The 25,371-nt window shown below is 60.3% G+C and carries 24 protein-coding genes; 15 read left to right on the top strand and 9 right to left on the bottom strand.

Features of this window, described 5'->3' with window-relative positions:
* Positions 1-32: 32 nt before the first annotated feature.
* From HMPREF2996_RS09765 to HMPREF2996_RS09745, 5 genes are all read right to left on the bottom strand, one after another.
* Entirely contained in the window at positions 33-710 is a 678-nt protein-coding gene (locus HMPREF2996_RS09765) for an FMN reductase (RefSeq protein WP_070719219.1), read from the bottom strand.
* Complete coding sequence (locus HMPREF2996_RS09760; RefSeq protein ID WP_070446830.1) at positions 711-1,817, bottom strand: LLM class flavin-dependent oxidoreductase; 1,107 nt, start codon at positions 1,815-1,817, stop codon at positions 711-713. It lies immediately after the preceding gene.
* Positions 1,818-1,862: 45 nt separating this feature from the next.
* Positions 1,863-2,585, bottom strand: coding sequence for a CBS domain-containing protein (locus HMPREF2996_RS09755; RefSeq protein WP_070711279.1), 723 nt, complete (start codon positions 2,583-2,585; stop codon positions 1,863-1,865).
* A gap of 135 nt (positions 2,586-2,720) precedes the next feature.
* Complete coding sequence (locus HMPREF2996_RS09750; protein ID WP_070446835.1) at positions 2,721-4,331, bottom strand: inorganic phosphate transporter; 1,611 nt, start codon at positions 4,329-4,331, stop codon at positions 2,721-2,723.
* 315 nt (positions 4,332-4,646) lie between these two features.
* A complete protein-coding gene (locus HMPREF2996_RS09745; RefSeq protein ID WP_070731220.1) occupies positions 4,647-5,540 on the bottom strand; it encodes a KPN_02809 family neutral zinc metallopeptidase in 894 nt (297 codons plus the stop codon).
* A 204-nt stretch (positions 5,541-5,744) separates the two neighbouring features.
* Between HMPREF2996_RS09745 and aspS the strand changes: the two genes are divergently transcribed.
* The 15 genes from aspS to nusB all read left to right on the top strand — a co-directional run bounded on the left by aspS (position 5,745) and on the right by nusB (position 21,697).
* Positions 5,745-7,565 (top strand): aspartate--tRNA ligase, encoded by a 1,821-nt coding sequence (aspS, locus tag HMPREF2996_RS09740; RefSeq protein ID WP_070446838.1) that lies wholly within the window; start codon positions 5,745-5,747, stop codon positions 7,563-7,565.
* Between the two features lie 81 nt (positions 7,566-7,646).
* Positions 7,647-8,849 (top strand): phosphotransferase, encoded by a 1,203-nt coding sequence (locus tag HMPREF2996_RS09735; protein WP_070644991.1) that lies wholly within the window; start codon positions 7,647-7,649, stop codon positions 8,847-8,849.
* On the top strand, positions 8,849-10,204 hold the full coding sequence (locus HMPREF2996_RS09730) for a replication-associated recombination protein A (RefSeq protein WP_070731219.1): 1,356 nt from the start codon (positions 8,849-8,851) through the stop codon (positions 10,202-10,204). The genes HMPREF2996_RS09735 and HMPREF2996_RS09730 overlap by 1 nt, the downstream gene beginning before the upstream one ends.
* A 67-nt stretch (positions 10,205-10,271) precedes the next feature.
* A complete protein-coding gene (gene alaS / locus HMPREF2996_RS09725) occupies positions 10,272-12,959 on the top strand; it encodes an alanine--tRNA ligase (RefSeq protein ID WP_070731217.1) in 2,688 nt (895 codons plus the stop codon).
* A gap of 45 nt (positions 12,960-13,004) precedes the next feature.
* On the top strand, positions 13,005-13,553 hold the full coding sequence (gene ruvX / locus HMPREF2996_RS09720; RefSeq protein WP_070446844.1) for a Holliday junction resolvase RuvX: 549 nt from the start codon (positions 13,005-13,007) through the stop codon (positions 13,551-13,553).
* Positions 13,554-13,575: 22 nt separating this feature from the next.
* Positions 13,576-14,751, top strand: coding sequence for an endolytic transglycosylase MltG (gene mltG / locus HMPREF2996_RS09715; protein WP_070644989.1), 1,176 nt, complete (start codon positions 13,576-13,578; stop codon positions 14,749-14,751).
* A gap of 4 nt (positions 14,752-14,755) precedes the next feature.
* Positions 14,756-15,562: a shikimate dehydrogenase gene (locus tag HMPREF2996_RS09710; protein WP_070711275.1), complete on the top strand. Its 807-nt coding sequence runs from the start codon at positions 14,756-14,758 to the stop codon at positions 15,560-15,562.
* 59 nt (positions 15,563-15,621) lie between these two features.
* On the top strand, positions 15,622-16,014 hold the full coding sequence (locus HMPREF2996_RS09705) for a prepilin peptidase (protein WP_070644867.1): 393 nt from the start codon (positions 15,622-15,624) through the stop codon (positions 16,012-16,014).
* A gap of 51 nt (positions 16,015-16,065) precedes the next feature.
* Positions 16,066-17,277: a chorismate synthase gene (gene aroC, locus HMPREF2996_RS09700; protein WP_070644865.1), complete on the top strand. Its 1,212-nt coding sequence runs from the start codon at positions 16,066-16,068 to the stop codon at positions 17,275-17,277.
* Positions 17,274-17,783: a shikimate kinase gene (locus HMPREF2996_RS09695; protein ID WP_070446851.1), complete on the top strand. Its 510-nt coding sequence runs from the start codon at positions 17,274-17,276 to the stop codon at positions 17,781-17,783. Before aroC ends, HMPREF2996_RS09695 begins: the two co-directional genes overlap by 4 nt.
* A gap of 75 nt (positions 17,784-17,858) precedes the next feature.
* Complete coding sequence (gene aroB, locus HMPREF2996_RS09690; protein ID WP_070644863.1) at positions 17,859-18,929, top strand: 3-dehydroquinate synthase; 1,071 nt, start codon at positions 17,859-17,861, stop codon at positions 18,927-18,929.
* Between the two features lie 18 nt (positions 18,930-18,947).
* Complete coding sequence (gene aroQ, locus HMPREF2996_RS09685; protein ID WP_070446855.1) at positions 18,948-19,373, top strand: type II 3-dehydroquinate dehydratase; 426 nt, start codon at positions 18,948-18,950, stop codon at positions 19,371-19,373.
* A gap of 42 nt (positions 19,374-19,415) precedes the next feature.
* Entirely contained in the window at positions 19,416-20,507 is a 1,092-nt protein-coding gene (locus HMPREF2996_RS09680; protein WP_070446856.1) for a M24 family metallopeptidase, read from the top strand.
* Between the two features lie 94 nt (positions 20,508-20,601).
* Complete coding sequence (gene efp / locus HMPREF2996_RS09675) at positions 20,602-21,165, top strand: elongation factor P (RefSeq protein ID WP_070446858.1); 564 nt, start codon at positions 20,602-20,604, stop codon at positions 21,163-21,165.
* 1 nt (position 21,166) lies between these two features.
* Positions 21,167-21,697, top strand: coding sequence for a transcription antitermination factor NusB (gene nusB / locus HMPREF2996_RS09670; RefSeq protein WP_070644861.1), 531 nt, complete (start codon positions 21,167-21,169; stop codon positions 21,695-21,697).
* A 224-nt stretch (positions 21,698-21,921) separates the two neighbouring features.
* On the opposite strand, the gene HMPREF2996_RS09665 is transcribed toward nusB, so the two are convergent.
* The 4 genes from HMPREF2996_RS09665 to HMPREF2996_RS09650 are packed head-to-tail and all read right to left on the bottom strand — an operon-like array spanning position 21,922 to position 25,332.
* A complete protein-coding gene (locus HMPREF2996_RS09665; RefSeq protein ID WP_070446863.1) occupies positions 21,922-22,686 on the bottom strand; it encodes an amino acid ABC transporter ATP-binding protein in 765 nt (254 codons plus the stop codon).
* Positions 22,686-23,639, bottom strand: a complete 954-nt coding sequence (locus tag HMPREF2996_RS09660) for an amino acid ABC transporter permease (protein WP_070446865.1) — start codon at positions 23,637-23,639, stop codon at positions 22,686-22,688. Before HMPREF2996_RS09660 ends, HMPREF2996_RS09665 begins: the two co-directional genes overlap by 1 nt.
* Positions 23,632-24,513, bottom strand: coding sequence for an ABC transporter substrate-binding protein (locus tag HMPREF2996_RS09655; RefSeq protein WP_070731215.1), 882 nt, complete (start codon positions 24,511-24,513; stop codon positions 23,632-23,634). The genes HMPREF2996_RS09660 and HMPREF2996_RS09655 overlap by 8 nt, the downstream gene beginning before the upstream one ends.
* A gap of 3 nt (positions 24,514-24,516) precedes the next feature.
* Entirely contained in the window at positions 24,517-25,332 is an 816-nt protein-coding gene (locus tag HMPREF2996_RS09650) for a DUF368 domain-containing protein (protein WP_070446869.1), read from the bottom strand.
* Positions 25,333-25,371: the final 39 nt, after the last annotated feature.

Below are 25,371 nucleotides of genomic sequence, written 5' to 3'. Positions count from 1 at the left end.
TTACGATAGTACCGAGAGGCCTCCATAGCTGCTTAGTCCGGTTGGCCGTCGTGGCGGGAGAGGAGTTCGCGGAAACCTGCAGGATCCGAATCCAGTATGTCTTCGGAACTGTCCTGGGGCGTTTCCTGCGTTTCGCTGAGGGTGCCCGTAAGCCCAGCGACCCGGTCGAGCGGGCGCACCATGAGATCCGCTAACTCCCTAGCGGCACGCTCGATGCGCCTTTCATTACGCGCGCCCTCCGCGGTGCCATAATCCTCCGTGGCTTGGAAGACGCCGGTGGGGACCACCGTGGCGTGCAGGTAATTGAGTAGAGGCCGCAGGGCATAGTCCAGGACCAGCGCATGCCGGCTGGAGCCGCCCGTGGCCGCGATAAGGGTAGGAAGCCCCTCCAAGGAATGCGGCTCCAAGGTGTCGAAGAACATCTTGAACAGGCCCGAGTAGCTTCCTTGGAACACGGGACTGACTGCGATGAGACCGTCGGCATTCAGCACGGCGGACTGTGCCGCCTTCAGACGAGGCGTGGGCGAGACCCAGTTGGTCATGGCCTCGGCCAGCTCGCCCGCGAGTTCGCGTAGCTCCACGACGGTGATGTCCACGCCTTCACCCCGGGCGGTGACATGGGCGGTGGTGGCGGATGAGAGGGCGTCACCAAGCGCGCGCGTCGACGACGGCAAGGACAGCCCAGCCGTAACAACCACCAGTGAGCGCATTTATTTCTCCTCTCCAGGGCTGACCAGCGCGTGTGGGGGATAGGAGCCAAGCGTGGCGTGCGTCGGTGGGTCAGAAGGTACATGATCTGGGCGGCGTTCCTCAAAGCGGCGGCGCAGTTCCGGCACGACCTGGGTGCCGAGGATTTCTATCTGCTCCAGCACCACCTCTTGCGGCAGTCCGGCGTGGTCGATGAGGAAAAGCTGGCGTTGATAGTCACCAACCCAATCAGCAAACTGCAGCGTGCGCTCCACCACTTGCTCCACGGTGCCTACCGTTAAGGGGGTTTGAGCCGTGAATTCTTCCAGGGAAGGACCGTGGCCGTAGACCGGAGCGTTATCGAAGTAGGGGCGGAAGAAATCCTTCGCCTCCTGCTCTGTAGACCCGATGAAAACGTGCCCACCGAGGCCCACGATGGCCTGATCGGCACGGCCGTGCCCATAGGATTCATAGCGGTTGCGGTAGAGGTTCACCATCTTCGCGGTGTGTTCCTTGTTCCAGAAGATGTTGTTATGGAAGAAGCCATCGCCATAATAGGCAGCCTGTTCGGCAATCTGCGGGGAGCGGATGGAGCCGTGCCAGACAAAGGGCGGGATACTGTCGAGCGGCGCCGGTGTGGCGGTGAATCCCTGGAGAGGGGTACGGAACTTTCCTTGCCAGGACACGACGGGCTCACGCCAGAGGCGGCGCAGCAAGTGATAGTTTTCCACCGCGAGGGGGATGCCCTCGCGGATGTCCTTGCCAAACCACGGGTAGACCGGGCCAGTGTTACCGCGGCCCAGCATTAGGTCGATGCGCCCGTCGGCGAGGTGCTGGAGAAAGGCGTAGTCCTCCGCGAGGCGGACGGGGTCGTTGGTAGTGATCAGCGTGGTGGCAGTGGAGAGTTGAAGGTTCTTTGTCTGTGCCGCGATATAGGCCAGGTGAGTGGTGGGTGCCGATGGGACGAAAGGTGGGTTGTGGTGCTCGCCGGTGGCGAAAATATCGAGCCCTACCTCCTCCGCCTTGAGCGCGATTTCCGTTATCGCGCGGATGCGCTCGGCCTCGGTGGGGGTGCGGCCGGTGGTGGGGTCTTGCGTGACGTCACCAATGCTGAAAACTCCGAATTGCATGCCAATCTCCCGTCTGTGACGTGTCAGCAATAATGTACCAGGAGATTATTCCCATTCGAGGGCGTCGACCAACACTGCGAGATCCCCCGGTGTCGCGATAGCCAGCGGACGCTGCGAAGCCTTTCCATGCTCGGTGAGGAGGACTGCGCTGGCACGGACGCCATCTACGGTGGCCTCTGTGAGAGCATCGATAACCTCTTGCGCGCTGGCTGTGCGGGGCAGAAACTCGGCGCGGTCCTTCTTCTCGGCGAATTCCAGAACGGCGCTAATCGACGCCGCATTGACCACGCCATCGTCTCCCAAATCAGCCGCAATCCACCGGGCGATGACGTTGGTCGTCAGCAGCGCCTGGTAAGTCCCCGAATCATAGATAGGGATCTGCGAATAGCCGGTCTGGTTAATGAGCCGTAAGGCCTCCATGATTGGGGTTTCGGGGGCAAGAATGGTTACGTCACGGTCAGAAAGAAGGGACTGCGCTGTAGGCGGATCCGTGAGAAGGCGCTGCAGGTTTTCCAGCTGCGTGACGACCTGTGGGTGTGGGGTAGCGATGGGTGCGCCGTCGAAGTAGCGGCCATGGGCAATGGCATTGCGCAGGTTACCAAAGTCCTTCAGCTGTTCCGCTTGGCGCTTGCCCAACAGATGTTTGTCGTGTGCGCGATCAACAATCCACCAGAAAGAATCTGAATTCTTCGCCCCAATTGCCTGGCGGAGAAATTGTTCAATGTCGTTGAAGGCGGAAAAGAATCTGGCCAGGGAGTTATCGCTCATGAAGCCCCAGTGTACGGATTTGGCAGTGCGTGCTGTGTCCGGTCGCTAAAACACAATCACCGCGAGGACCCCGGTTGTTGGGGCACTCGCGGCGATAGGGCACTATGTGCTGTGCGCGTGTGATGCGCTGAAGCTTTAGAAGGCGACGCGCAGGATAGAAACCGTCACGGCTGCGATGGCTGCCGCTGCCGGGAGGGTGATAACCCACGCGAGGGCGATCGGCTTCATCAGCTTCCAGTTGGCGGCGCGGTTTACGATGCCGACACCCAGGACAGCGCCGATGAGGATGTGGGTCGAGGAGACCGGCAGGCCCAAGAGGGACGCTGCCATGACGACGGCAGCGGCGGCCAGTTCAGCGGCGAAACCGGAGGAGGGGTGCATCTGAGTCAGGCCCGAACCGACCGTCTGGATAACGAAGCGGCCGATGAACCAGAGGCCAGAAATCAGGGCGATACCCATGGCCACCATGACCGGGAGAGGGACAGTGACTTCATCGGAAATCTGGTTCGTCCGCAGGACGTCGAAGACGGCGGCGAAGGGGCCAATAGCGTTAGCGATATCGTTCGAGCCATGCGAGAACGCGAAGGCCGAAGCAGTAAAGACCTGCATCCACGAGAAGAGAAGGAAGGTCGAGCGTGACAGGGACTTCTTCTTCAGGGAGCGGGCGAAGATAAACACAGCCATCCAGACCACGGCGCCTACCATGCCCATAACCAGGAAGTTCTCCAGGGTGGAGAAGTCAACGCCGGTGTTCTTCAACCCCTTGAAAAGCATCATCGCGGAAATAATGATGGCGCCCAAAGCAGCCAGCAGTGGGACCCAGTTCTCCAGGGCGCGGTGCGCATTGATGTCCTCAAGATCCTTGTTGAGGTTATGCAAGTCCCGGTAGTAGTCGGACTCGAGAGCCTCTGGGTCATAATCATCTTCCGCTGTGAGAGCAGCATCACGAGCCATGGCGTTGGTGTAGGAAATCTGCTGCAGCTCATTCATGCGCTCGAAGCGGGTCTTGTGCTCCTTGCGTAGTGCCGAGCGACGAACCTTGATCTCACGCAGGCGTTCGTCCGCAGCGTCGTTGTACACCAAGATGGAGGACTTGATCCACTTGAAGAGAAGGAAGGCGGCAATGCCACCAAGAACTGGGGAAAGGACCCAGGAGAAGGCAATGGTGCCGATTCCGCCCCACTGCACCATGTCCATGCCACCCTTGCCGGTGATGAAGCCGACGGTCAGTGCAGCGCCGACGATACCGCCGACGATGGAGTGGGTCGTAGAAACCGGCCAGCCCATCCGGGTGGCGACGAGTAGCCAGATGGCGGCACCTAGGAGCGATGCCATCATGATGTAGACGAACTCCATCGGGTCTAGACCGTCAATTGCATCAAGGTCCACGATGCCGGAACGGACGGTATCCGTCACCTCACCGCCAGCGAGGATGGCACCGGATACCTCGAAGACTGCAGCGACCGCGAGGGCCTGCTTCATCGACAAGGTTCCTGCACCCACGGAGGTACCGAAGGAGTTGGCGACGTCATTGCCGCCAATGTTGAAGGCCATGAATAGGGCGAAGATGATCGCTGTAATCAGGACTACGCGATTAGCCCCCTCAGCAACTTCTCCGTTGCTCCAAATGATGAAGAAGATCAGCGTGACAGCGGTGATGGCGCCGAAGAACAAGTGCCAAATCCAGTCCTTGTTCTTGCCATTCATCGATTCGAGGTCAGGCATCGTCGGCGTGGCGGTGCTCAAAACGTCGTTCCTTTCATGAAGAGAACGCTGCGTGATGAGGAAGCGCGGGCTGCCGCAGGCAGGGCGAATGCGCCGTGAAAGCAGGGGATAATGTGCCTGTCGCGGTGCAGGGTGATGGCATCACGCACGGTTCTTTTATGCTTTTAAAGACAGAGCGGATCCCACCACAATCCGGCGGGAACTTGATCAGGGTAAAGCATCAAGATTGCCGGCAGGTAAACACTTCATGTATTTGAATTTAATCTGCACTTTTCTGGCACATTTGGGGGTGGTGCGACCTTTCATCGGCCGCACTAGCACCTTTTAAGCGCAGTATTAAGACTTATAGACGCCTCGGCCCAAGGTATCGCACTGTTCCATCTTGCCGGTGTTATATCCAGCGAGGAAGGCCTGAGCGCGGTCCTCGGAGGAGCCGTGCGTCCACATGTCCGGGCGTACTTCGCCGCCCGAGCGGCGCTGGATGTTGTCATCGCCTACAGCACGAGCGGTGTTCACGGCATCGGTTACTTGTTGTTCAGTAATCGTTTCGAGCAAAGCGTCTTCGCCCTCATCGGCGTAGTGCGCCCAGAGGCCGGCATAGCAATCAGCTTGCAGCTCAATCTTCACAGCGTTGGAATCCTCGCCAGGCTCGTTGTAATTGGACAAGCTGAGCGTGCCTTCCAGTTTTTGAATGTGGTGGCCAAATTCGTGGGCCACGATGTACATCTGGGCCAGAGGAGCATTCTCGCCGCCGAAATTGCGGAGCTGATCAAAGAAGGCGGTGTCGAAGTAGGCCGACTCATCCGCAGGGCAGTAGAACGGGCCCGTAGCGCCTGAAGCCTGGCCGCAGCCCGACATGGTGGTGTTGTTGAAGATGACGCGGCCCGGCTCGACGTACTCGATGCCTGCCTGATCCGGCAACTGCTGGGCCCAGACCTTGTCGACGGACTGGGCGGCGAACATGACGCGGCAATCGTCGTGCTTATTGCCGTCCTCAGCAGTTTGGCAGTGCGCAAATGCGTCTTCGCCGCTTTCCTCTGGTCCCACCTGGGTCTGGTCGGTCTGGGGATCGCTTTCGGTGATGGCGCCGGGATCGCCGCCGAGGAGTAGATAGAGACCAATGAGAAGGAGAGAGCCAATGCCGCCGCCGGTAGCGATCATGCCGCCGCGGCCTCCACCGCCGGAGCTAGCTCGCTTACCATCAAAATTGGCGCCAGATTTAAAAGTCATGCCAGAGATTTTGCCACAAGCCGTAGGTGCTGTCTGCTCGATAGGTGGACTGCTGTTAAGCACACGGTGCTCACCCTAGCGCTGTGCAAGTCCGGTGTGGGCGGTAGACTTGGGCCGTTCAAGTACTTGCATCCCTCGGCGCGTGCTGTCTACGCGTGGCGTGTGTGGGTGCGAGCGTCAACAATGAGAAGGGATTGAACGAGAGTGCTGCGTACACATTTGGCAGGCGAACTGCGCAAGGAGATGGCAGGGGAGACCGTCACCCTGACGGGTTGGGTCGCTCGCCGTCGCGACCATGGCGGTGTTATCTTCATTGATCTGCGTGACCGCTCTGGCGTTGCCCAGGTGGTTTTCCGCGAATCTGAGGTAGCTGAGCGCGCCCACGATCTGCGTTCTGAATACTGCGTCAAGGTTACCGGCGTAGTGGAGCCGCGCCCGGAAGGTTCGGCTAACGCAAACCTGGCATCTGGTGAGATTGAGGTTAACGTCTCGGACCTGGAGGTGCTCAACAAGTCCGCAGCGCTGCCGTTCCAGATTGATGATCCGTCTTCTTCCGGTGAAGTCGGTGAAGAGACCCGTCTGAAGTACCGTTACTTGGACCTGCGCCGCGAGCGTCAGCACGAGGCTCTGCGCCTGCGCTCCGCCGCTAACCGCGCCGCCCGCGAAGTTCTGGACAACCACGACTTTACTGAGATTGAAACCCCGACCCTGACCCGTTCCACCCCGGAGGGCGCTCGTGACTTCCTCGTGCCCGCCCGCCTCAAGCCGGGCAGCTGGTACGCACTCCCGCAGTCTCCGCAGCTTTTTAAGCAGCTGCTCATGGTGGCCGGCATGGAGCGCTACTACCAGATTGCTCGCTGCTACCGCGATGAGGACTTCCGCGCGGACCGCCAGCCTGAATTTACGCAGCTCGACGTCGAAATGTCCTTCGTAGACCAGGACGATGTTATTGCACTAGCGGAAGAGATTGTATCCGCTCTCTGGAAGCTGATCGGCTACGAGATTAAGACGCCCATCCCGCGCATGACCTACGCCGATGCCATGAAGTACTACGGATCTGACAAGCCGGATCTGCGCTTCGACATCAAGATCGTGGAGTGCACCGACTTCTTCAAGGACACCACCTTCCGTGTCTTCCAGAACGAATACGTCGGTGCTGTCGTCATGGAAGGCGGAGCCTCCCAGCCGCGCCGCCAGTTCGATGCGTGGCAGGAATGGGCAAAGCAGCGCGGTGCGAAGGGCCTGGCTTATATCACCATCGCCGAGGACGGCACCCTGGGCGGCCCAGTGGCCAAAAACATTACTGACGCCGAGCGCGAGGGCATTGCCGAGCACGTCGGTGCTAAGCCGGGCGACGCCATCTTCTTTGCCGCCGGTGACGTAAAGTCTTCCCGTGCTTTGCTGGGCGCTGCGCGCGGTGAGATCGCAAAGAAGCTGGACCTTATCAAGGACGGCGACTGGGCCTTCACCTGGGTCGTGGACGCACCGCTCTTCGAGCCGGCCGCCGATGCCACCGCTTCGGGTGATGTGGCTCTGGGTCACTCCAAGTGGACGGCTGTCCACCACGCCTTTACCTCGCCGAAGCCGGAGTACCTGGATAACTTTGATGAGAATCCGGGAGAGGCCTTGGCCTACGCCTATGACATCGTCTGCAACGGCAACGAGATTGGCGGCGGCTCCATCCGTATCCACGACCAGGATGTGCAGAAGCGCGTCTTCGATGTCATGGGCATTGGTGAAGAGGAAGCGCAGGAGAAGTTCGGCTTCCTGCTCGACGCTTTCCAGTTCGGTGCCCCGCCGCATGGCGGCATTGCTTTCGGTTGGGACCGCATTGTCTCCCTGCTGGGCGGATTCGATTCCATCCGCGACGTCATTGCCTTCCCGAAGTCGGGCGGCGGCGTTGATCCTCTGACCGATGCTCCGGGCACCATCCCCGCTGAGCAGCGCAAGGAGACCGGCGTGGACTTCAAGCCGGAAAAGGCGGCTAAGGCTGCACAGGGTGAAAAGGCTGGGAAGGAGTCTTAAGACCGCGCAGCGCCGGTAAGGTAGTTGGGCCTACGACAAGTGGAGGCAGGCAAGCAAGTGAATTCGATGGGACACGAGTCCATGGACAGTTCTGCGGCTGATGCCGTGGTGGCGGAAGCATCGCTGATGATTTCCCGCCGCTATGGCGGCGAGCCTGAGCTGAGTGACATTCAACAGCTCACCGGCTCGGGCAATGCTGTGGTGCTTCGTGCCCGCACGACACCAAGTGCCTTCTTTCCACATCGGTCGGTCGTCATCAAGTACAACCCGGTCACCGGACACACTATTGATGACGCCGCACTCCTGCGTGAAGTGGTGGCCTATCAATTCACCACAGCGCTGTCTGAAGAGGTCCGCCCAGGCCCAGTCCTTCTTGCGCACGATGTGGAAAAGCGCATCCTCGTGCTCACCGACGCGGGCGATGGCGACACCTTGGCGGATGCCCTCGCCCACAGCAGCGATGAAGACCGCGTCGAGCTGCTCCGATCCCTGGGCAGCGCGCTGGGCAAGATGCACGCAGGAACCGCAGGGCGCGAGGAGGATTACGAGGCCCTGCTGAACCGTCAGCTGCGCCGGCATCCCGAATACGCTGAGCACCAGGCGCTGCGTGATGATTCGCTGAAGAGCTCCATCATGATCGGCGCTGACATTCTCAATGAGGCCGGACTGGAACCGCCGAAACACGTTCGCGAATTGGCTCGCACCGCCATGCAGAGCTTTAGTTCTGGCCGCAACCGCGCCTTTACCCCCTTCGATCTGTCCCCAGACAACATCATCGTGGGGACAGCGTTAACCTTCCTGGATTATGAATGGGCTGGTTTCCGTAACGTTGGCTTTGACGTGGCCTGCGTTGTTGCAGGCTTCCCACAATTCCTGTTCTCACGGCCGATTACTGATAGCGAAGCGGAAATCTTCATCCAAGCCTGGCAGCGCCGCATCGTCGATGTGTGGCCCCAGTTTGCTGATGAGAAGACGCTGCATGAATTGCTGGTGGCCTGCCTCATAGGCTGGGCCCTGTCGAGCGTGACCACCATGTATGCCGGCGGGATCGAAGGCGTTGTAGCTCTGGCGGAGGGCAACGCCGAGATTTATCGTGACCCGCATCGCTCGTTGCTTCGCCGTTCCGACCAGGGGCCGTTCACCGAGGATGAGGCTCTCATCCGCCGTGATCTTTATGAAACTTTCGAGGCGCTGTCGCGGTTTGCCGCGCAGTGCAAGAATGATGGATGCTCCGTGGTGGCCGCATTTGGCCGCGCAGTTGCTTCCCGTCTCCGGGAGTCCTGATGGGGCAGGAGTCACTCTTCGGCGATGACCAGTCAGCGCCCAGCCTGCCGGGTGGCCCCGATATGTTTGCAACTCATTCAGGCTCACCCCTTGCCGCGCGCATGCGGCCGCAGAGCCTCGATGAAGTGGTGGGGCAGAAGCACCTACTGGAGCCGGGGACCCCGTTGCGCCGGCTGGTGGAGGGCTCGGGGGAAGCCTCGGTCATCCTGTACGGCCCGCCGGGAACCGGAAAGACAACGCTCGCCTCCCTGATCGCTTCCTCCTTGGGGGATAACTTCATTGGGCTTTCTGCCCTGGACTCTGGTGTTAAGCAAGTCCGCGAAGTGATCACTCATGCGCGTCGCGAACTCATCGAAGGTCGCCGCACGGTGCTCTTCATCGATGAGGTACACCGCTTCTCCAAAACCCAGCAGGATGCGTTGCTGGCGGCCGTGGAGAACCGCACTGTCCTTCTCGTGGCCGCGACCACCGAGAATCCTTCGTTTTCTGTGGTAGCGCCGCTGCTTTCGCGTTCGCTGTTGCTGCACTTGGAGCCGCTTGACGATGTCTCCCTCCGCAGCCTCGCGGAGCGGGCGCTGAGGAGTGAGCGCGGTTTGGCGGGGCGAATCACTGCCACGGAAGACGCTTTGGATCAGCTGGTGCTGCTCGCCGGCGGTGATGCTCGACGGACGCTGACCTATCTCGAGGCGGCCGCCGAAGCGGTGCCGGATGGCGGCGAGCTCACCGTCGACATTCTCAAAGACAACGTCAACCGCGCGGTCGTGCGCTATGACCGTGACGGGGACCAGCACTATGATGTTGTCTCCGCCTTTATTAAGTCCATCCGCGGCTCCGACGTGGACGCCGCGTTGCACTACCTTGCCCGCATGATTGAGGCCGGCGAAGACCCGCGCTTCATAGCGCGCCGGCTCATCGTGCATGCCTCCGAGGACGTTGGGATGGCGGATCCCACCGCTTTGCCCACCGCCGTGGCCGCGGCGGAGGCTGCGGCCCTGATTGGCCTGCCCGAGGCGCGCATCCCGCTGGCGCAGGCCACGATCCACCTGGCCACGGCGCCGAAGTCGAATTCCGTTATTAATGCCATCAACGCTGCCCAAGCCGATGTCCAGGCCGGTAAGAGCGGGCACGTCCCGCCGCACCTGCGCGACGGCCACTACGAGGGTGCCAAGCGCTTGGGAAACGCTGTCGGCTACCGGTACCCGCATGATGATCCACGCGGTGTGCTAGCCCAGCAGTATTTACCGGAGACGCTCACCGATGCCGAGTATTATCAGCCCACCGACCACGGCGCGGAAAAACGGGTGCGCGAGTACCTGGGGAGGTTGCGGGACATCATCCGGGGGCGGCGTCGCTAAGCAGAGCACCGGACGGGTAAAGTTGAGCGCTGACTAGAAACCATTCAACAGTGAAGGACTTTTGCTCGTGAAGACTCATGAGATCCGGGAACGTTTTACCCAGCACTTCGTCAAGGCCGGCCACGAGGCCGTGCCCAGCGCATCGCTGATCCTGGATGACCCGAACCTGCTCTTCGTCAACGCCGGCATGGTTCCCTTCAAGCCCTACTTCTTGGGCCAGCAGAACCCGCCTTTTGCTAACGGTACGGCGACCTCTATCCAGAAGTGCGTGCGCACCCTGGATATCGAGGAAGTAGGCATTACCACCCGCCACAACACCTTCTTCCAGATGGCAGGCAACTTCTCCTTTGGCCAGTACTTCAAGGAGGGGGCCATTACCCACGCCTGGAACCTATTGACGAACTCGGTAGAGGATGGTGGCTTGGGGCTTGACCCCGAGCGTTTGTGGGTCACGGTCTACCTCGATGACGATGAAGCAGCCGATATCTGGCACAACAAAATCGGTGTTCCCCGCGAGCGCATTCAGCGCCTCGGCATGGAGGATAATTACTGGTCCATGGGCATTCCTGGCCCGTGCGGACCGTGCTCCGAGATCTACTATGACCGTGGCCCGGAATATGGCCAGGACGGTGGTCCCGTCGCGGACGATAATCGCTACATGGAGATCTGGAACCTGGTCTTCATGCAGAACGAGCGCGGCGAAGGCATTGGCAAGGGCAACTTTGAGATCGTGGGCGAGCTGCCCAAGAAGAACATCGATACCGGCATGGGCATCGAGCGCGTCGCCTGCATCTTGCAGGACGTGGACAATGTGTACGAAACGGACCTGCTGCGCCCAGTCATCGACGTAGCCGAAGAGCTCACCGGTGCGAAGTACGTTCCGGATGCGCCGAAAGAAGACCTGATCCGTTTCCGCGTGGTGGCGGACCACTCGCGTACCGGCATGATGCTCATCTTGGATGGCGTTACCCCCGGTAACGAGGGCCGCGGCTACATCCTGCGTCGCCTGCTTCGTCGCATCATTCGCTCCGCCAAGTTGTTGGGCGCGAAAGGCGAGACCATGGAGCGCTTCATGAACACCATCATGGACACCATGACGCCGTCCTACCCGGAGATCGCAGAAAACCGCGAGCGTATTCTGCGCGTTGCCGTGGCAGAGGAGAAGGCCTTCCTCAAGACCTTGGAGTCGGGTACCAAGCTTTTCGACGAAGCAGTGATCGAGCTGAAGAGCACCTCCCGCGCAGCTACCCCGAAAGTCCTGTCCGGTGAAAAGGCCTTCGAGCTGCACGATACCTATGGTTTCCCCATCGACTTGACCCTGGAAATGGCGCAGGAAGCCGGTTTGACCGTAGACATGGAAGGCTTCGACGCCGCCATGGGCGAGCAGCGCCGCCGCGCCAAGGCTGATAACCAAGCCAAGAAGCATGGTCATGCTGATCTGTCTCTGTACCGTGACTGGGTGGATAACCACCCGACGCTGTTCACGGGCTACGAGACCTTGGAGTCGGACGCCAAGGTCATCGGTCTTGTGCGCGATGGCGAGAAGGTCTCCGAGGTCCAGGCAGGGGACACGGTCGAGGTTATCTTGGACCAGTCGCCGCTCTACGCCGAAGCCGGTGGCCAGACCGCCGACCGCGGCCGCATTATCGCGGGCGAGACCCTGCTGGAGGTCAAGGATGTTCAGAAGATTGGCAAGAAGTTGTGGGTTCACAAGGCCACGGTGACCGCCGGTGGCCTTGAGCTGGGCAATGGCGTGACCGCCGCAGTTGACCAGCAGTGGCGCCACGGCGCCGTGCAGGCGCACTCCGCAACGCACCTTATCCACGCCGCGCTGCGCCAGGTGCTGGGCCCGACCGCAGTCCAGGCTGGTTCCTTGAACCGTCCGGGCTACCTGCGCTTTGATTTCAACTACACCGACCAGCTCACGCAGGAGCAGCTCGATGAGATCGCTTTGGTGACCAACCAGGCGGTGGACCAGCACTTCCCGGTCAATACCATCGAGACCTCCTTGGAGAAGGCCAAGGAGATGGGGGCGATGGCCCTCTTTGGTGAGAACTACGGTTCTGAGGTCCGCGTCGTGGAGATGGGCGGCCCCTTCTCCATCGAGCTCTGCGGTGGTACGCACGTGAAGAACACTGCAGAGATCGGCCCGGTATCTGTCCTCGGCGAATCCTCCGTGGGTTCGGGCGCGCGCCGCATCGAGGCTTATTCGGGCCTGGATGCATTCCGCTACTACTCGAAGGAGACCGCCCTCGTCGAGGGGGTCTCTCGTGAGCTCAAGGTCCAGACTGAGGACCTGCCGGAGCGCATCGCGCAGCTGACGGAGAAGCTCAAGGCCGCAGAGAAGCAAATCGCCGAGCTTCACAAGGCCCAGCTCATGTCCCAGACCGCGGAGATGATCTCTACTGCGAAGACCGTCAACGATTTCACCCTCGTGGCTGTCAAGCTGCCTAAGGGGGTCAACGGTGGAGACTTGCGCACACTGGCTTCTGATATCAAGAACCGTCTCGGTGATGCCGCCGGTGTGGTTGTCCTGGCATCGGAGAACGAGGGCGGCAAGCTCCCGTTCATCGTTGGCGTCACTAAGCCTGCAGTCGAGCGCGGTGTCAGGGCTGGTGACTTGGTCAAGGTTATTTCTGGCTATGTCGACGGCAAGGGCGGCGGAAAGCCGGACATGGCCCAGGGCTCGGGCGCGAACGCGGGCGGCCTGCAGGCGGCCTTCAATGCTGTACGCGACGAGCTCGGTCAGCACTAGTAAGGTGCATGCAAATAGCTGAGTCGCAGAATCAGGAGGAGCACGATGGCCGTAGAGCCTGACAAACCAGGCGTCGACGATCCCGGCCCGGGGCGCCGTTTGGGCCTCGACGTCGGTACCGTCCGCATCGGCGTGGCGGTATCTGACCGAGACGCGCGCTTGGCCATGCCGGTCGAAACCGTCCGGCGTGAGACCGGGTTTAAGGACCGCGACAAGGGCGATATTGACCGTTTGCTCGAGCTGATCCATGAGTATGACGCCGTCGAGGTGGCCGTTGGCCTGCCGCGTGATCTCAAAGGCAACGGCTCATCAAGTGTTAAACATGCCAAGGAAATCGCGTTTCGTATCCGCCGCCGCTTGGCAAAAGATGACAGGATGAAGGAACCTCCGCCCGTACGCATGGTGGATGAGCGCCTCACTACGGTGGTGGCAACCTCTGCTTTGCGGGCCTCTGGCGTGTCAGAGAAGCGTGGTCGCTCGGTCATTGACCAAGCTGCCGCGGTGGAAATTTTGCAGTCCTGGCTGGATGCGCGCCATTTCGCGTTGCACGGCCACAGCCCTTCAAACGTAGGAGACGAAGTACGTGAGCCGTAAACCTTCACGCATCGGACGCTCGATGGAACCTCAATATGTCAAGCGCCGTCAGCGCGGCATGGCCGTGCTCATCGCAAGCTTGGTCCTTATCATTGGCGGACTCGGCTACATCGGCTTCCGCCTTCTGGGAGGGGGCAGTACCTTGGACTACGAGGGGCAAGGCAACGGTGTCACACAGCTTGTTCAGGTCCCAGAAGGCTCGTCCATGGGTGAATTAGCACCCGAGCTGGCAGAAAAGAACGTGGTGAAGACATCCGAAGCTTTCTCCTCAGCAGCCAACTCCAACCCACGCGCAAGCCAAATCAAACCCGGCTTTTACCGTCTCCAGGAGGAGATGAGCGCGAAGGCCGCTGTCGAAGCGCTGCTCGATGAAGCCAATATGGTGGACCTCCTCGACGTCCAAGGCGGTGCCACGCTGCTCGACGTCAACGTGCTTGGCGGTGATGTTCGCTACGGCATTTACTCCTTGATTTCCCAGGTCTCGTGCAAGGAAGGCGGCTGCGTCTCCGCTGAAGAGCTCGAGAAGATTGCGGCCACCGTGGACCCAGCTGAGCTGGGCGCACCGGAGTGGGCCCTGGAAGAGATTCGCGCACGAGGCGAGGACCCGAAGCGCCTTGAGGGGCTGATTGCCCCGGGCCAGTACGTGCTGGATCCGAACATGGATGCCCAGGAGATTCTGACGGACCTGATCACCCGCTCTACGAAGAAGTACAACGACACCAACATCGTTGACCGCGCCCAAGCAATTGGTCTGAAGCCCTATGAGCTTCTAACTGCCGCTTCATTGGTGGAACGCGAGTCCCCGGCCGGTGAATTCGACAAGGTTGCTCGAGTGATCCTCAACCGCCTCGATGAACCGATGCGCCTCGAGTTGGACTCCACCGTGAACTATGGCCTCGAGGACGTGGAGCTGGCCACCACCGATGAGGACCGCCACCGCGAGACGCCATGGAATACCTACGCCAAGGACGGTCTGCCTGATTCGCCGATTGCCTCGCCTTCGGAGGAAGCTATCCAGGCCATGGAGAACCCGGCGGAAGGAAACTGGCTCTTCTTCGTCACCGTCGATGACAAGGGCACCACCGTGTTTACCGATAACTACGATGAGCACCTTGCCAACGTCGATGATGCGGTGCGCTCTGGCATCCTGGACAGCCAGCGCGAGGCCGAAGGTGCGCCGCCAGCCGAGGAGCAGTAAACCAATGCCGCGCGCCGCAGTCGTGGGCAGCCCCATTGCCCACTCGCTCTCACCAGTCCTGCATAACGCTGGGTATGAGGCCCTGAGCCTGAAGGAGTGGGACTATACCAAGCATGAGGTGACGGACTTGCCGGCCTTCCTCGCCGAAGTAGGCGAGGAGTACTGCGGTTTCTCCGTCACCATGCCGCTCAAATTTGATGCCCTTGCTTGTGCCGATATCGTCAGCGAGCGAGCTGAGCTCATTGGCTCCGCGAACACCTTGGTACGCACCCCGGAAGGGTGGCGCGCGGATAACACGGATACCGAAGGCGTGCTGGGCGCGCTCGATGAGCTTTTGGGCTCTTCCCAGCCGTCTTCGGCGCTGCTCATCGGCGCCGGCGGAACCGCGCGGCCGGTCCTGTGGGGGCTGGCTCAGCGCGGAGTGAAGGACGTTACCGTGTTGAATCGCTCCGACCGTTTAGCTGAGCTGCGTCCGCTCGCTGACGCCCTCGGTCTCACACTCCATGCGGCAACCTTCGAGGATGATCTAGCAGGCCTTGCGAGAGCAGTAGATCTCCTTGTCTCCACCGTGCCCTCTGCTGCGTTGGAGGGATACCTGACGCAGCTGGCCAAGGCTCCGGTTTTTGACGTTATTTATGATCCGTGGCCTACTCCGCTCACTGTGCATGCGGCCGCTGATGGCTACCGGGCCGTCGGCGGGCACATCATGCTGGCTAATCAGGCTTATTCGCAATTTGAGCAGTTTACCGGGCATACTGCCCCGCGGGCAGAGATGCTGGCGGCGCTCAACAAGGCGCTCAAGCTGCCCTAAGCAAGTCCCCACAGCTTGGTGCGTGCGTCTTGTCCGCCCACGCGGTAGGCTGCGGGACCATGGGGGAACTGCTTTTCTTGGCGTGGGGGTGCGCTTTAATTATTTATGACCTGCGTTTCAAACGCCTGCCTAACTATCTGACTCTGCCTGCCGCAGCCTTATCGCTGTGCTGGTTCAGCGTGGCCGGGCTGCTGTGGCCGGGTATCTACGTGGTGGCGGCGTTGCTAAGCCGCGCCGGAAGCATCGGCGGGGGAGACCTCAAACTGGCGCTGCCGCTGGGAATGGTGACCGCACACGTGGCGGGCGTACCGGGGGTTGCGCTGGCGATGATGGGGGCGTCGCTGAGCACGGTGCTCTGGGGCTATATAACCAGGGATAGGACACCCGCGCATGGACCCGGGATGTTGATTGCCGCAGGACTTGTTGTGTTATTTAGCCCCGACATGGTGTGATAGCAGGCCTAGTGGCCCCGAAGGAACCCTTGGCGTGTGATAATAGTCCGCATGCTTCGTTGGACTACCGCAGGTGAATCTCACGGCCAGGCACTCGTTGCACTCATTGAGCACATGCCGGCCGGGGTTCCCGTTTCCCAAGACGATATTGCTCTCCAGCTCTCTCGCCGCCGCCTCGGCTACGGCCGCGGCGCCCGCATGAAGTTTGAAGCTGATGATCTCACTCTGCTCAGTGGCATTCGCCACGGCCTTACCCTGGGTAGCCCCATCGCTATCATGATTGGCAACACGGAGTGGCCAAAGTGGACCACCATCATGTCCCCGGATGCGCTAGATCTCGATGACCCGGAGACTGCTAAGGCGATGGCTTCCGGTCGCGGTGCTCCGCTCACTCGTCCACGCCCTGGGCACGCCGATTTCGCCGGCATGGTGAAGTTTGATCACGCGGAGGCCCGTCCCATTCTGGAGCGTTCCTCCGCACGCGAGACCGCTGCCCGCGTCGCCGCGGCCACCGTTGCCCGCAACTTCCTTCGCGAAACCCTGGGAGTCGAGGTGCTGTCCCACGTCATCTCCATTGGTGCCTCAGAACCTTATGAGGGCCCGCACCCTAGCTTTGCGGACCTTGAGGCCATCGACGCCTCTCCGGTTCGTGCCTGCGATAAGGCCGCAGAGGAATCGATGATCTCAGAAATCGAGACCGCCAAGAAGCAGGGCGATACCCTCGGCGGCATTGTAGAGGTCATCGTGGAGGGCCTGCCGATTGGTTTAGGCTCCCATACCTCGGGGGAGGACCGTCTCGACGCGCAGCTCGCCGCCGCCTTGATGGGGATTCAGGCGATCAAGGGCGTTGAAGTAGGCGACGGCTTCGCTGAGGCGCGCCGTCGCGGAAGCGAGGCCCACGATGAAATGGTGCGCACCGATGAGGGAGTGGACCGGGAGAGTAACCGGGCTGGTGGCCTGGAAGGCGGCATGACTAATGGCCAGACGCTGCGTTTGCGTGCGGCGATGAAGCCGATTTCTACCGTCCCGCGCGCCCTGAAGACCGTTGATATGGCTACGGGTGGGCCAGCCACTGCCATCCATCAGCGTTCTGATGTCTGTGCAGTTCCAGCGGCTGGCGTGGTGGCCGAAGCCATGGTGGCTCTCGTCCTTGCGCGTGCCGTGTTGGAGAAATTTGGTGGCGATAGCTTAGCCGAGACCAAGCGAAACATTGCTGCCTACCAGGATTACGTGGCTAGCCGCTTGGATTGGGGTGAGGCATGAATTCCCCGCACGTCGTTCTCGTAGGGCCTCCTGGCTCCGGAAAGACCACCATTGGCCGACGCCTCTCGCGCGCGCTGAACTGCGAGGTTGTTGACTCTGATGCCCTCATCGAGGCCCGCTACGGCAAGGCTTGCGGCGAGATTTTCTCTGAGCTGGGTGAACCAGCATTCCGTGAGGTCGAAGCCGAAGCGGTGCGCGAGGCACTCGCCACTACTGGCGTGGTGAGTCTAGGCGGCGGGGCAGTGCTGACCGAATCTACACGCGCCCTGCTCGATGGCCTGACTGTTGTATTCCTTGATATCACCCCCGAAGAAGGCGTAACCCGCACGCTGGGGGACAGCAACCGTCCCGTGCTGGAGTCTGCGGACCCGCTGGCGCACTACACCCAACTTTTGGAAACGCGCCGACCCCTCTACAGCGAGGTCGCTGACTTAAAGGTGCGCACTGGTGTGCGCTCCCCGCAGCAGGTGGTGGGTGACATCTTGAGCTTCCTCGAAACCCTCTAAGACGACGAAACTTCTTTACCCGCTACGTGTCGACGCCTCACGAACCCTGCCACCCCAGCCGAAGGAGCACCACCCATGCACACCATTGCTGTTAATGGACCATCGCCTTATGAGGTCACTCTTGGCAGTGGCCTGAGTACCGCCATGATTGAGCGCGCCGCGGCGATTGGGGCGGCTAAGGTGGCAATCATCCACCAACCGCCGCTCGCGCAGGCTGCCCAAGACTTAGTTAAACAGGCTCGCGTACAGGGGATTGAGGCCACCGCAGTTGTGGTCCCCGATGCCGAAGCCGCCAAACGGATCGACGTGCTCGCCCGCTTGTGGGATATCTTCGGAGAAGCAGGTTTTAGCCGCCGCGATGCCGTCATTGGCCTAGGCGGCGGTGCGGTAACGGACCTGGCTGGGTTTGCTGCGGCGACGTGGATGCGCGGCATCCCGGTGATTCAGGCGCCGACGACGTTGCTCGCCATGGTGGATGCCGCCGTGGGCGGCAAAACCGGCATCAACACAGCCGCGGGAAAGAACCTGGTTGGGGCTTTCCATGAGCCGGACTCAGTCTTTGTTGATGTGGAGCATTTGCGCACACTGCCAGCCGAGGAAATCGTCGCCGGTTCTGCAGAGATTATCAAGACTGGCTTCATCCATGACCCGCAGATCATTGAGCACTACCTGAAGGATCCCGCCGCATGCCTTGAGCCCGACGGCCTGCTGCCGGAGCTCATCGAGCGTTCTATTGCGGTCAAGGCACACGTGGTGGGTCAGGACTTGAAGGAATCGGGGCTGCGCGAGACTCTCAATTACGGCCACACCTTTGGCCACGCCGTGGAGCGTCGCGAGAACTACTCGTGGCGACACGGCCGCGCGGTAGCGGTGGGCATGATGTTCATTGCCCACCTATCCCACGCGCGCGGGCTTATCGATGCCAACCTCGTGGCCACGCACCGCGACATCTTGACCAGGATTGGGCTGCCGACCACTTATGAGCAGGGCCATTTCGAGGAGCTGCTGGATGCAATGCGCCATGATAAGAAGAACCGCGGCGGCCACATCCGCTTTGTAGCGCTCACCGGGATCGGGGAAACCACGCGCTTGGAAGACGCCACTGATGAGGAGCTGCGCGCAGCCTACGCGCAGCTGACCGTATAGGAATTTAAGGAGTTCGCCATGACCATTCTCGTCCTCAACGGCCCGAATCTGAACCGCTTGGGCAAGCGCCAGCCAGAAATCTATGGCAGCGAAACTTTGGAGGATATAGAGACTCGCGTCCGCGCGGCGGCGGGGGAGGAAGAGATCGTCTTCTTCCAATCCAACCACGAGGGCGAACTCATTGAACAGGTGCATCGCGCTGCCGACGAAGGCTGGCCTGTCATCATCAACCCGGGCGGTTTTACACATACCTCGGTGGCCCTGCGTGATGCCTTGGCGGAGGTAGCCGATGGCCCCGGATTCGTCGAGGTGCACCTATCCAACGTGCATGCGCGGGAAGCATTTCGGCAGCACTCTTACCTGAGCCCCATCGCTCGCGGTGTTATCGCGGGCCTCGGCTCTTATGGATATGTCGCGGCACTGGGGTACTTCCTGGCAGATTAGCTATCATGGAGTATCGCTTGAATTGATTGGAGTGGTTCTCTCATGGCATTAGCCGATACTCGTTATGGCAACCGCCGCCGCAAGCTCATGACTGAGCTGACTGGTCAGCGCATTGACGCCATTATCGTTACCCACCTGACGCACGTGCGTTACTTGACCGGCTTTTCGGGATCGAATGGTGGACTGCTGTTGCGCAAGGACCTCTCCGCGCTCATGGCAACGGACGGTCGCTACACCACGCAGATCGCGGAAGAGGTTCCGGACATCGAAGCCAGCCTTGGTCGCGATGTAGGCCCGCACTTGCTGGGGCAGGTTTCTCAAGATCTGCGGGTGGGCTATGAAGCCGACTATGTCACTGTCGCACAACTGCAGCGTCTGGAGAAAGCAAAGCCGGAGGGCGTGACTCTGGTACCGGTCACCGGCGTGATTGAGAAGATTCGCCTGGTCAAGGATCACGTTGAGCTGCAGAAGCTCGAAGAGATAGCGGCCTTGGCCAACCAGGCGCTCACCGATCTCGTAGAGGCTGGGGAGGTCGCCGCTGGGCGCACGGAACGCCAAGTCGCTGCCGATTTGGAATACCGCATGCGCATGCTCGGCTCGGAGCGCGTGAGCTTTGACACCATTGTGGCTTCCGGTGAAAACTCCGCTAAGCCCCACCACGGTGCGGATGACCGCGAGTTGCGCAAGGGGGATTTGGTTACGATCGACTTCGGTGCCCACCTGCGCGGCTTTAACTCCGACTGCACACGCACCTTCGCTATCGGTGAGGTCACTGAGTTTGCCCGTGAAATCTACGACATTGTCCTGCGCGCCCAGGAGGCAGGTGTGAAGGCAGCGGTGCCAGGTGCCAAGCTTGTCGACGTCGACGCGGCCTGCCGTGACATCATCACTGAGGCCGGCTATGGCGAGTACTTCGTTCACTCGACTGGCCACGGAATCGGCCTCGACGTGCACGAAGGGCCCTCCGCAGCGAAAACCGGCAAGGGCGAGCTCGCCGAAGGGATGACGCTGACCATTGAGCCGGGCATCTACGTTCCTGGTAAGGGCGGCGTGCGGATCGAGGACAGCCTGTTTATTACCTCAGGGGCACCAAAGATCATCACGGCCTATCCGAAGGAACTTCAGGTGCTGTAGCCAGCACCCCTTCGTACCGTGCAGCAGCCGCGTACGGTATGCTTAGACACTGTTTTCATAGTTTCGACTACAAGTTATTTGGGAGAGTCATTTCATGGCAGATACCACTGATTTCAAGAACGGCCTCGTTCTGAAGATCGACAACAAGCTGCAGCAGATCGTTGAATTCCAGCACGTCAAGCCTGGCAAGGGTCCTGCATTCGTGCGCACCAAGCTCAAGGATGTGGTTTCTGGCAAGGTCACCGACAAGACCTTTAACGCTGGTGTGAAGGTGGAGACCGCCAACGTTGACCGCCGCGACATGACCTACCTGTACAACGATGGCCAGAACTACGTGGTCATGGATGATAAGACCTACGAGCAGTACGAGCTGCCGTTTGATAAGTTCGGCGACGCCGGCAAGTTCCTCTTGGAAAACATGCGTGTCCAGGTCTCCTTCCACGACGGCGACGCTCTGTTCGGTGAGCTTCCGATCTCCGTTGACCTGAAAGTTGAGCACACCGAGCCAGGTCTGCAGGGTGACCGCTCCAACGGCGGCACCAAGCCGGCGACACTCGAGACCGGTGCCGAGATCCAGGTGCCGCTGTTCATCGAGACCGGTAACACCCTCAAGATCGATACCCGCACTGGCGAGTACCTCTCCCGCGTCAACAACTAAGATGACCCGACCAGAGCCTAACTATAAGCGGCACACCGCGCGCTACCGCGCGCGCCGCCGAGCTGCGGATATTCTCTTCGAAGCAGAATCACGCGACGTTGATCCGGTAGCCATCGTGGAAGACCGCGTCGAGCTTGCTCGCGACCCGGAAAACGGCGTGGCGCCGATCGCGGACTACACCCGCGAAATTGTCAGCGGAGCAGCTGAAGAGCTGGACGCCATTGACGATGCGATTGCTCGTTACCTCTCCAGCGAGTGGTCGCTCGAACGCATTCCCGCCGTTGACCGCGCGATCATGCGAGTATCGGTATGGGAAATCCTCTTCAACGCGGATGTTCCGAACGCTACCGCGCTCGTTGAAGGCGTGGAGCTTGCTTCCGAATACTCCAATGACAAGGCCGCGCCTTATATCCATGCGGTGCTGGATGACGTCATCCAATCACAGTCTGCGGATAGCCCGATGGCCTCGTCCTCTGCCGAGGAGCCCGCAGAGCCCGCTGAGACTGCGGAAACGGAAGGGGACACCGAATAGGGACCCACCGCTGGCGTTAATTGTTTCGCCAGCCCTTTCCAGAAAAACTCCGGCCAGTTAGCTTTGCGGACTGGCCGGAGTTTTGTCTTGGACGGGTTCAAATAGAAAACTGCCCTTGTTGCCAAAGATCTGGCCAGATCTTGAGGTGAGGGCGAGAAACTTTGGCAACAAGGGCAGTTGCGGCGGTGGTGCCGCGCGTGCGTCGGTGGTTGCAGTGCAGTGCGCTAGAGCAGCGAAGAGAGGAAATCCTTCGTGCGCTGGTGCTGAGGATTGTCCAAGACCTGCTGTGGGGTGCCGGTTTCGATGACGCTGCCGCCGTCCATGAAAACGATGGTGTCGGCGACCTCCCGGGCAAAGCCCATCTCGTGGGTGACAACGAGCATGGTCATGCCATCGGCGGCAAGTTCCTTCATCACGCGGAGCACCTCACCGACGAGCTCGGGGTCGAGGGCGGAGGTGGGCTCGTCGAAAAGCATGAGCTTCGGGTCCATCGCAACCGCGCGAGCAATGGCGACGCGTTGCTGCTGACCACCAGAGAGCTGGACTGGGTAGGCGTCCGCCTTGTGCGCGAGGCCAACCTTTTCCAGCAGCTCCATGGCCTTTTTCTTTGCCTGCTCCGGGTTCTGCTTCTTTACCTGGATGGGGGCCTCGATGATGTTTTCCAGCACGGTGCGGTGGCTAAAAAGATTGAATTGCTGAAAAACCATGCCGATATCTTGGCGCTGGGCGGCGGCTTCCTTCTCGGAGATTTCATAGAGCACGCCGTTGCGCTCGCGGAAACCAATCAGTTCGCCGTCGATGTAGAGGCGGCCGGCCGTGACCTTCTCCAGGTGATTACAGCAGCGCAGGAAGGTGGACTTACCAGAACCGGAGGGCCCCAGAAGGCACGTGACCTCACCGGGCATGACTGTGAGATCGATGCCTTTGAGAACCTCAAGTTGGCCGAAGGACTTGTGCACATTTTGTGCGGAAATCATGGGTGTCGGCATTAGTTCTTTACCTCCGGGATGACAGAGACGTTGCGGGGAATGGTTCCTTCGGCATCCGCCAGCGCGGCCAACTGGCGGCCGGTGAGCTCGCGGGTGGCGCCGCGCTCAAAGCGGCGCTCTAAGAAGTACTGGCCCACCATGAGCAGAGAGGTGATGGCCAAATACCACGTCGCCGCGACCATAAGCAGGGGGATGGGCTCGAAGAGCGCAGCCGAAATGTCCGTGGCGCGGCCAAAAATCTCCGCCGTGTAGGGAATAGCAACCACAAGTGAAGAAGTCTTGAGCAGTGAAATAAACTCGTTGCCGGTCGGCGGGATGATGATGCGCATGGCCTGCGGGAGCACAGTGCGGCGCATGGTCATCCACCATCCCATTCCCAGGGCCTTGCTGGCTTCCTTCTGGCCCTCCGGAACAGAAGAGATACCGGAGCGAACAATCTCCGCCATGTATGCGGCTTCGTTCAAGCCTAAGCCTAAGACGGACAAGAGGAATGCGTTATTGAGTACCTCGGTGAGGGAAATCTCTGTGAATCCAAGGTTGATGGATTGGTAGAGGGCTGAAAGTAGACCCCAGAAGACGAGCTGCACGTAGATTGGGGTGCCACGGAAGAGCCAGAGGAAGACCCACGACACGCCACCTAGCACAGGGTTAGGGGACATGCGCATCACCGCGAGGGCAGCGCCGCCTACGACGCCGATGATCATTGCCAGAATCGTAATGGCAATGGTGTGCAGGGCAGCGGTGGCAATCCGAGTATCGAAAAGATACTGGAAATACGTGCCCCACCCGAAGGCTTCGTTGCGTGCCGAGGAGATGATGAACCATACGGCAAGCAGAGCGAGGACAGTGGCGAATACCCAGCGCCAGGGGTGACGCAGTGGGCGGGCTTCGATCTTTTCTGGGGCAGTCGAAGCCGATGAATTCGACGCTGCCGGGAGAGAGGAGTTAGTCATTGATCGGCCTTTCGTTAATCATTGCGTGTTCGACGAGTCCGTCGTCAACACCCCATTTATCGAGAATTTCAGCGTATGCCCCGGTATCGATGAGATGCTGGAGTGCCGCCGCCACGGCAGGGCCGAGGTCTGAATCCTTTGGCACGGCGAAGCCGTAGGGTGCGGCGTCGAACATCTTGCCGACCATGGACATACGTCCATCTGAGCGGTTGACAGCCCATGCGGAGACTGGTGAATCCGCAGAGAGGGCGTCCGCGCGGCCCATCAAAACCGCAAGGGCGGCGTTATCGCTTGTGTCATAGGGCAGGATGGTCAAGTTACCATCGCAGGCTTCCTGCTTGGGACGCAGATCGTCGGTCTCCGACACCGTCGTGCGCTGCACCGCGACGGTAAGGCCACAGGGATTCGATGGATCGACCTTGTGGGGGCCGTCGGTGAGTTCTGCCCACTGGATGCCGGCGTAGAGGATGTCGACGAAATCGAAGTTTTCCCGGCGCTCATTGGTATCGGTGAACCCGGAACCGCCGAGATCAATCTGTCCCGACTGAACCGCCGGCAAGATCATGGAGAAGTCTTGTTCCACTGGCTGGAACTTGAGCCCCAATACTTGGGCGACTGCATTGGCTAGGTCCATTTCCAAGCCGATGATCGAGCCGTCGGAGTCCTTGAACTCGAAAGGCGCGAACGGTGGGTTCGTGCCGACGGTGAGGACACCATCTGCGTCCTGATACATCGCGGCAATCTCGGGCACTTCGTCCACGTTGGGCGCGGACCAGCCCTCTGGCAGCGCTGGCTCCTCGTTGGTGACGCAGCCGGAGAGGGCAACGGAGGCCAGCGCTCCGACAGCGCCCACGATGGCCTTCTTCTTATTCATGCTTTAACTCTCTTGATAACTTGCGGCTTTGCGCCTATCCACGGCGATGAAAATAGCGACGATGATGCCGCCGAGCGCGAACATAAGCAGGATAAGCGGTGTGGAAGCATCCTGGTCTGCGCCCCACGGCCACAATGCGCGAAGCGAGCCCAGCATAAAGCCGGCCATGGCGGCCAAGGTCGGATCGCGGTGGGTATCGAGTAGGTAATTCAAAACCTTGACGAACGCGACAAGGCCGCACAGCGCGCCGAGGGCGAAGACGCCCACGATGGTCATGTTCCGGTCAGAGACCGCGCCAATGACAGGCTGGTAGAGGCCCATCGTCAGCAAGATGAGTGAGCCCGATACGCCGGGGAGAACGAGCGCGCAGACGGCCACCATGGCCGCCAAGAACACCACAATCAGGCTGGGGTCTTCGACAGGAGTTGAAGTAAAGCCGGTAACGAAGAAGATCGCGACGGTGGCGATGATGAATGCGGCGATGGACGCGGGCGTAAACCGCGACATCATGCTTATTGGAACGATGATGGACACGGCGACCATGCCGAGGAACAATGCGCGGGACAAGGACACTTGTCCTTCCACAAAGTTGTGGAGCAGCGTGGAAAAACCGAAGACGGCAAGGAACATGCCGGCGGCGACTGAGAGGAGGAAGCCCCACTCAACCTTTTTGAAACGGCCGGAAATGAGATCATTGGCGTTGTGCAAAGCGCGTTCATAGATGCCTACGATGAGCGCCACGGTGCCTCCGGAAATACCGGGGACCAACTCGGCCATGCCAATGAGGGCGCCGCAAATGGCGTTAAGAATATAGTGCATAAACCGAAAGTAACGTTGACAGTCTCCTCGGTGGGGATG

It is taken from the genome of Corynebacterium sp. HMSC066C02, from assembly GCF_001814945.1.
GTDB classification, from domain to species: domain Bacteria; phylum Actinomycetota; class Actinomycetes; order Mycobacteriales; family Mycobacteriaceae; genus Corynebacterium; species Corynebacterium aurimucosum.
This window is presented reverse-complemented; position numbering and strand designations above follow the sequence as displayed.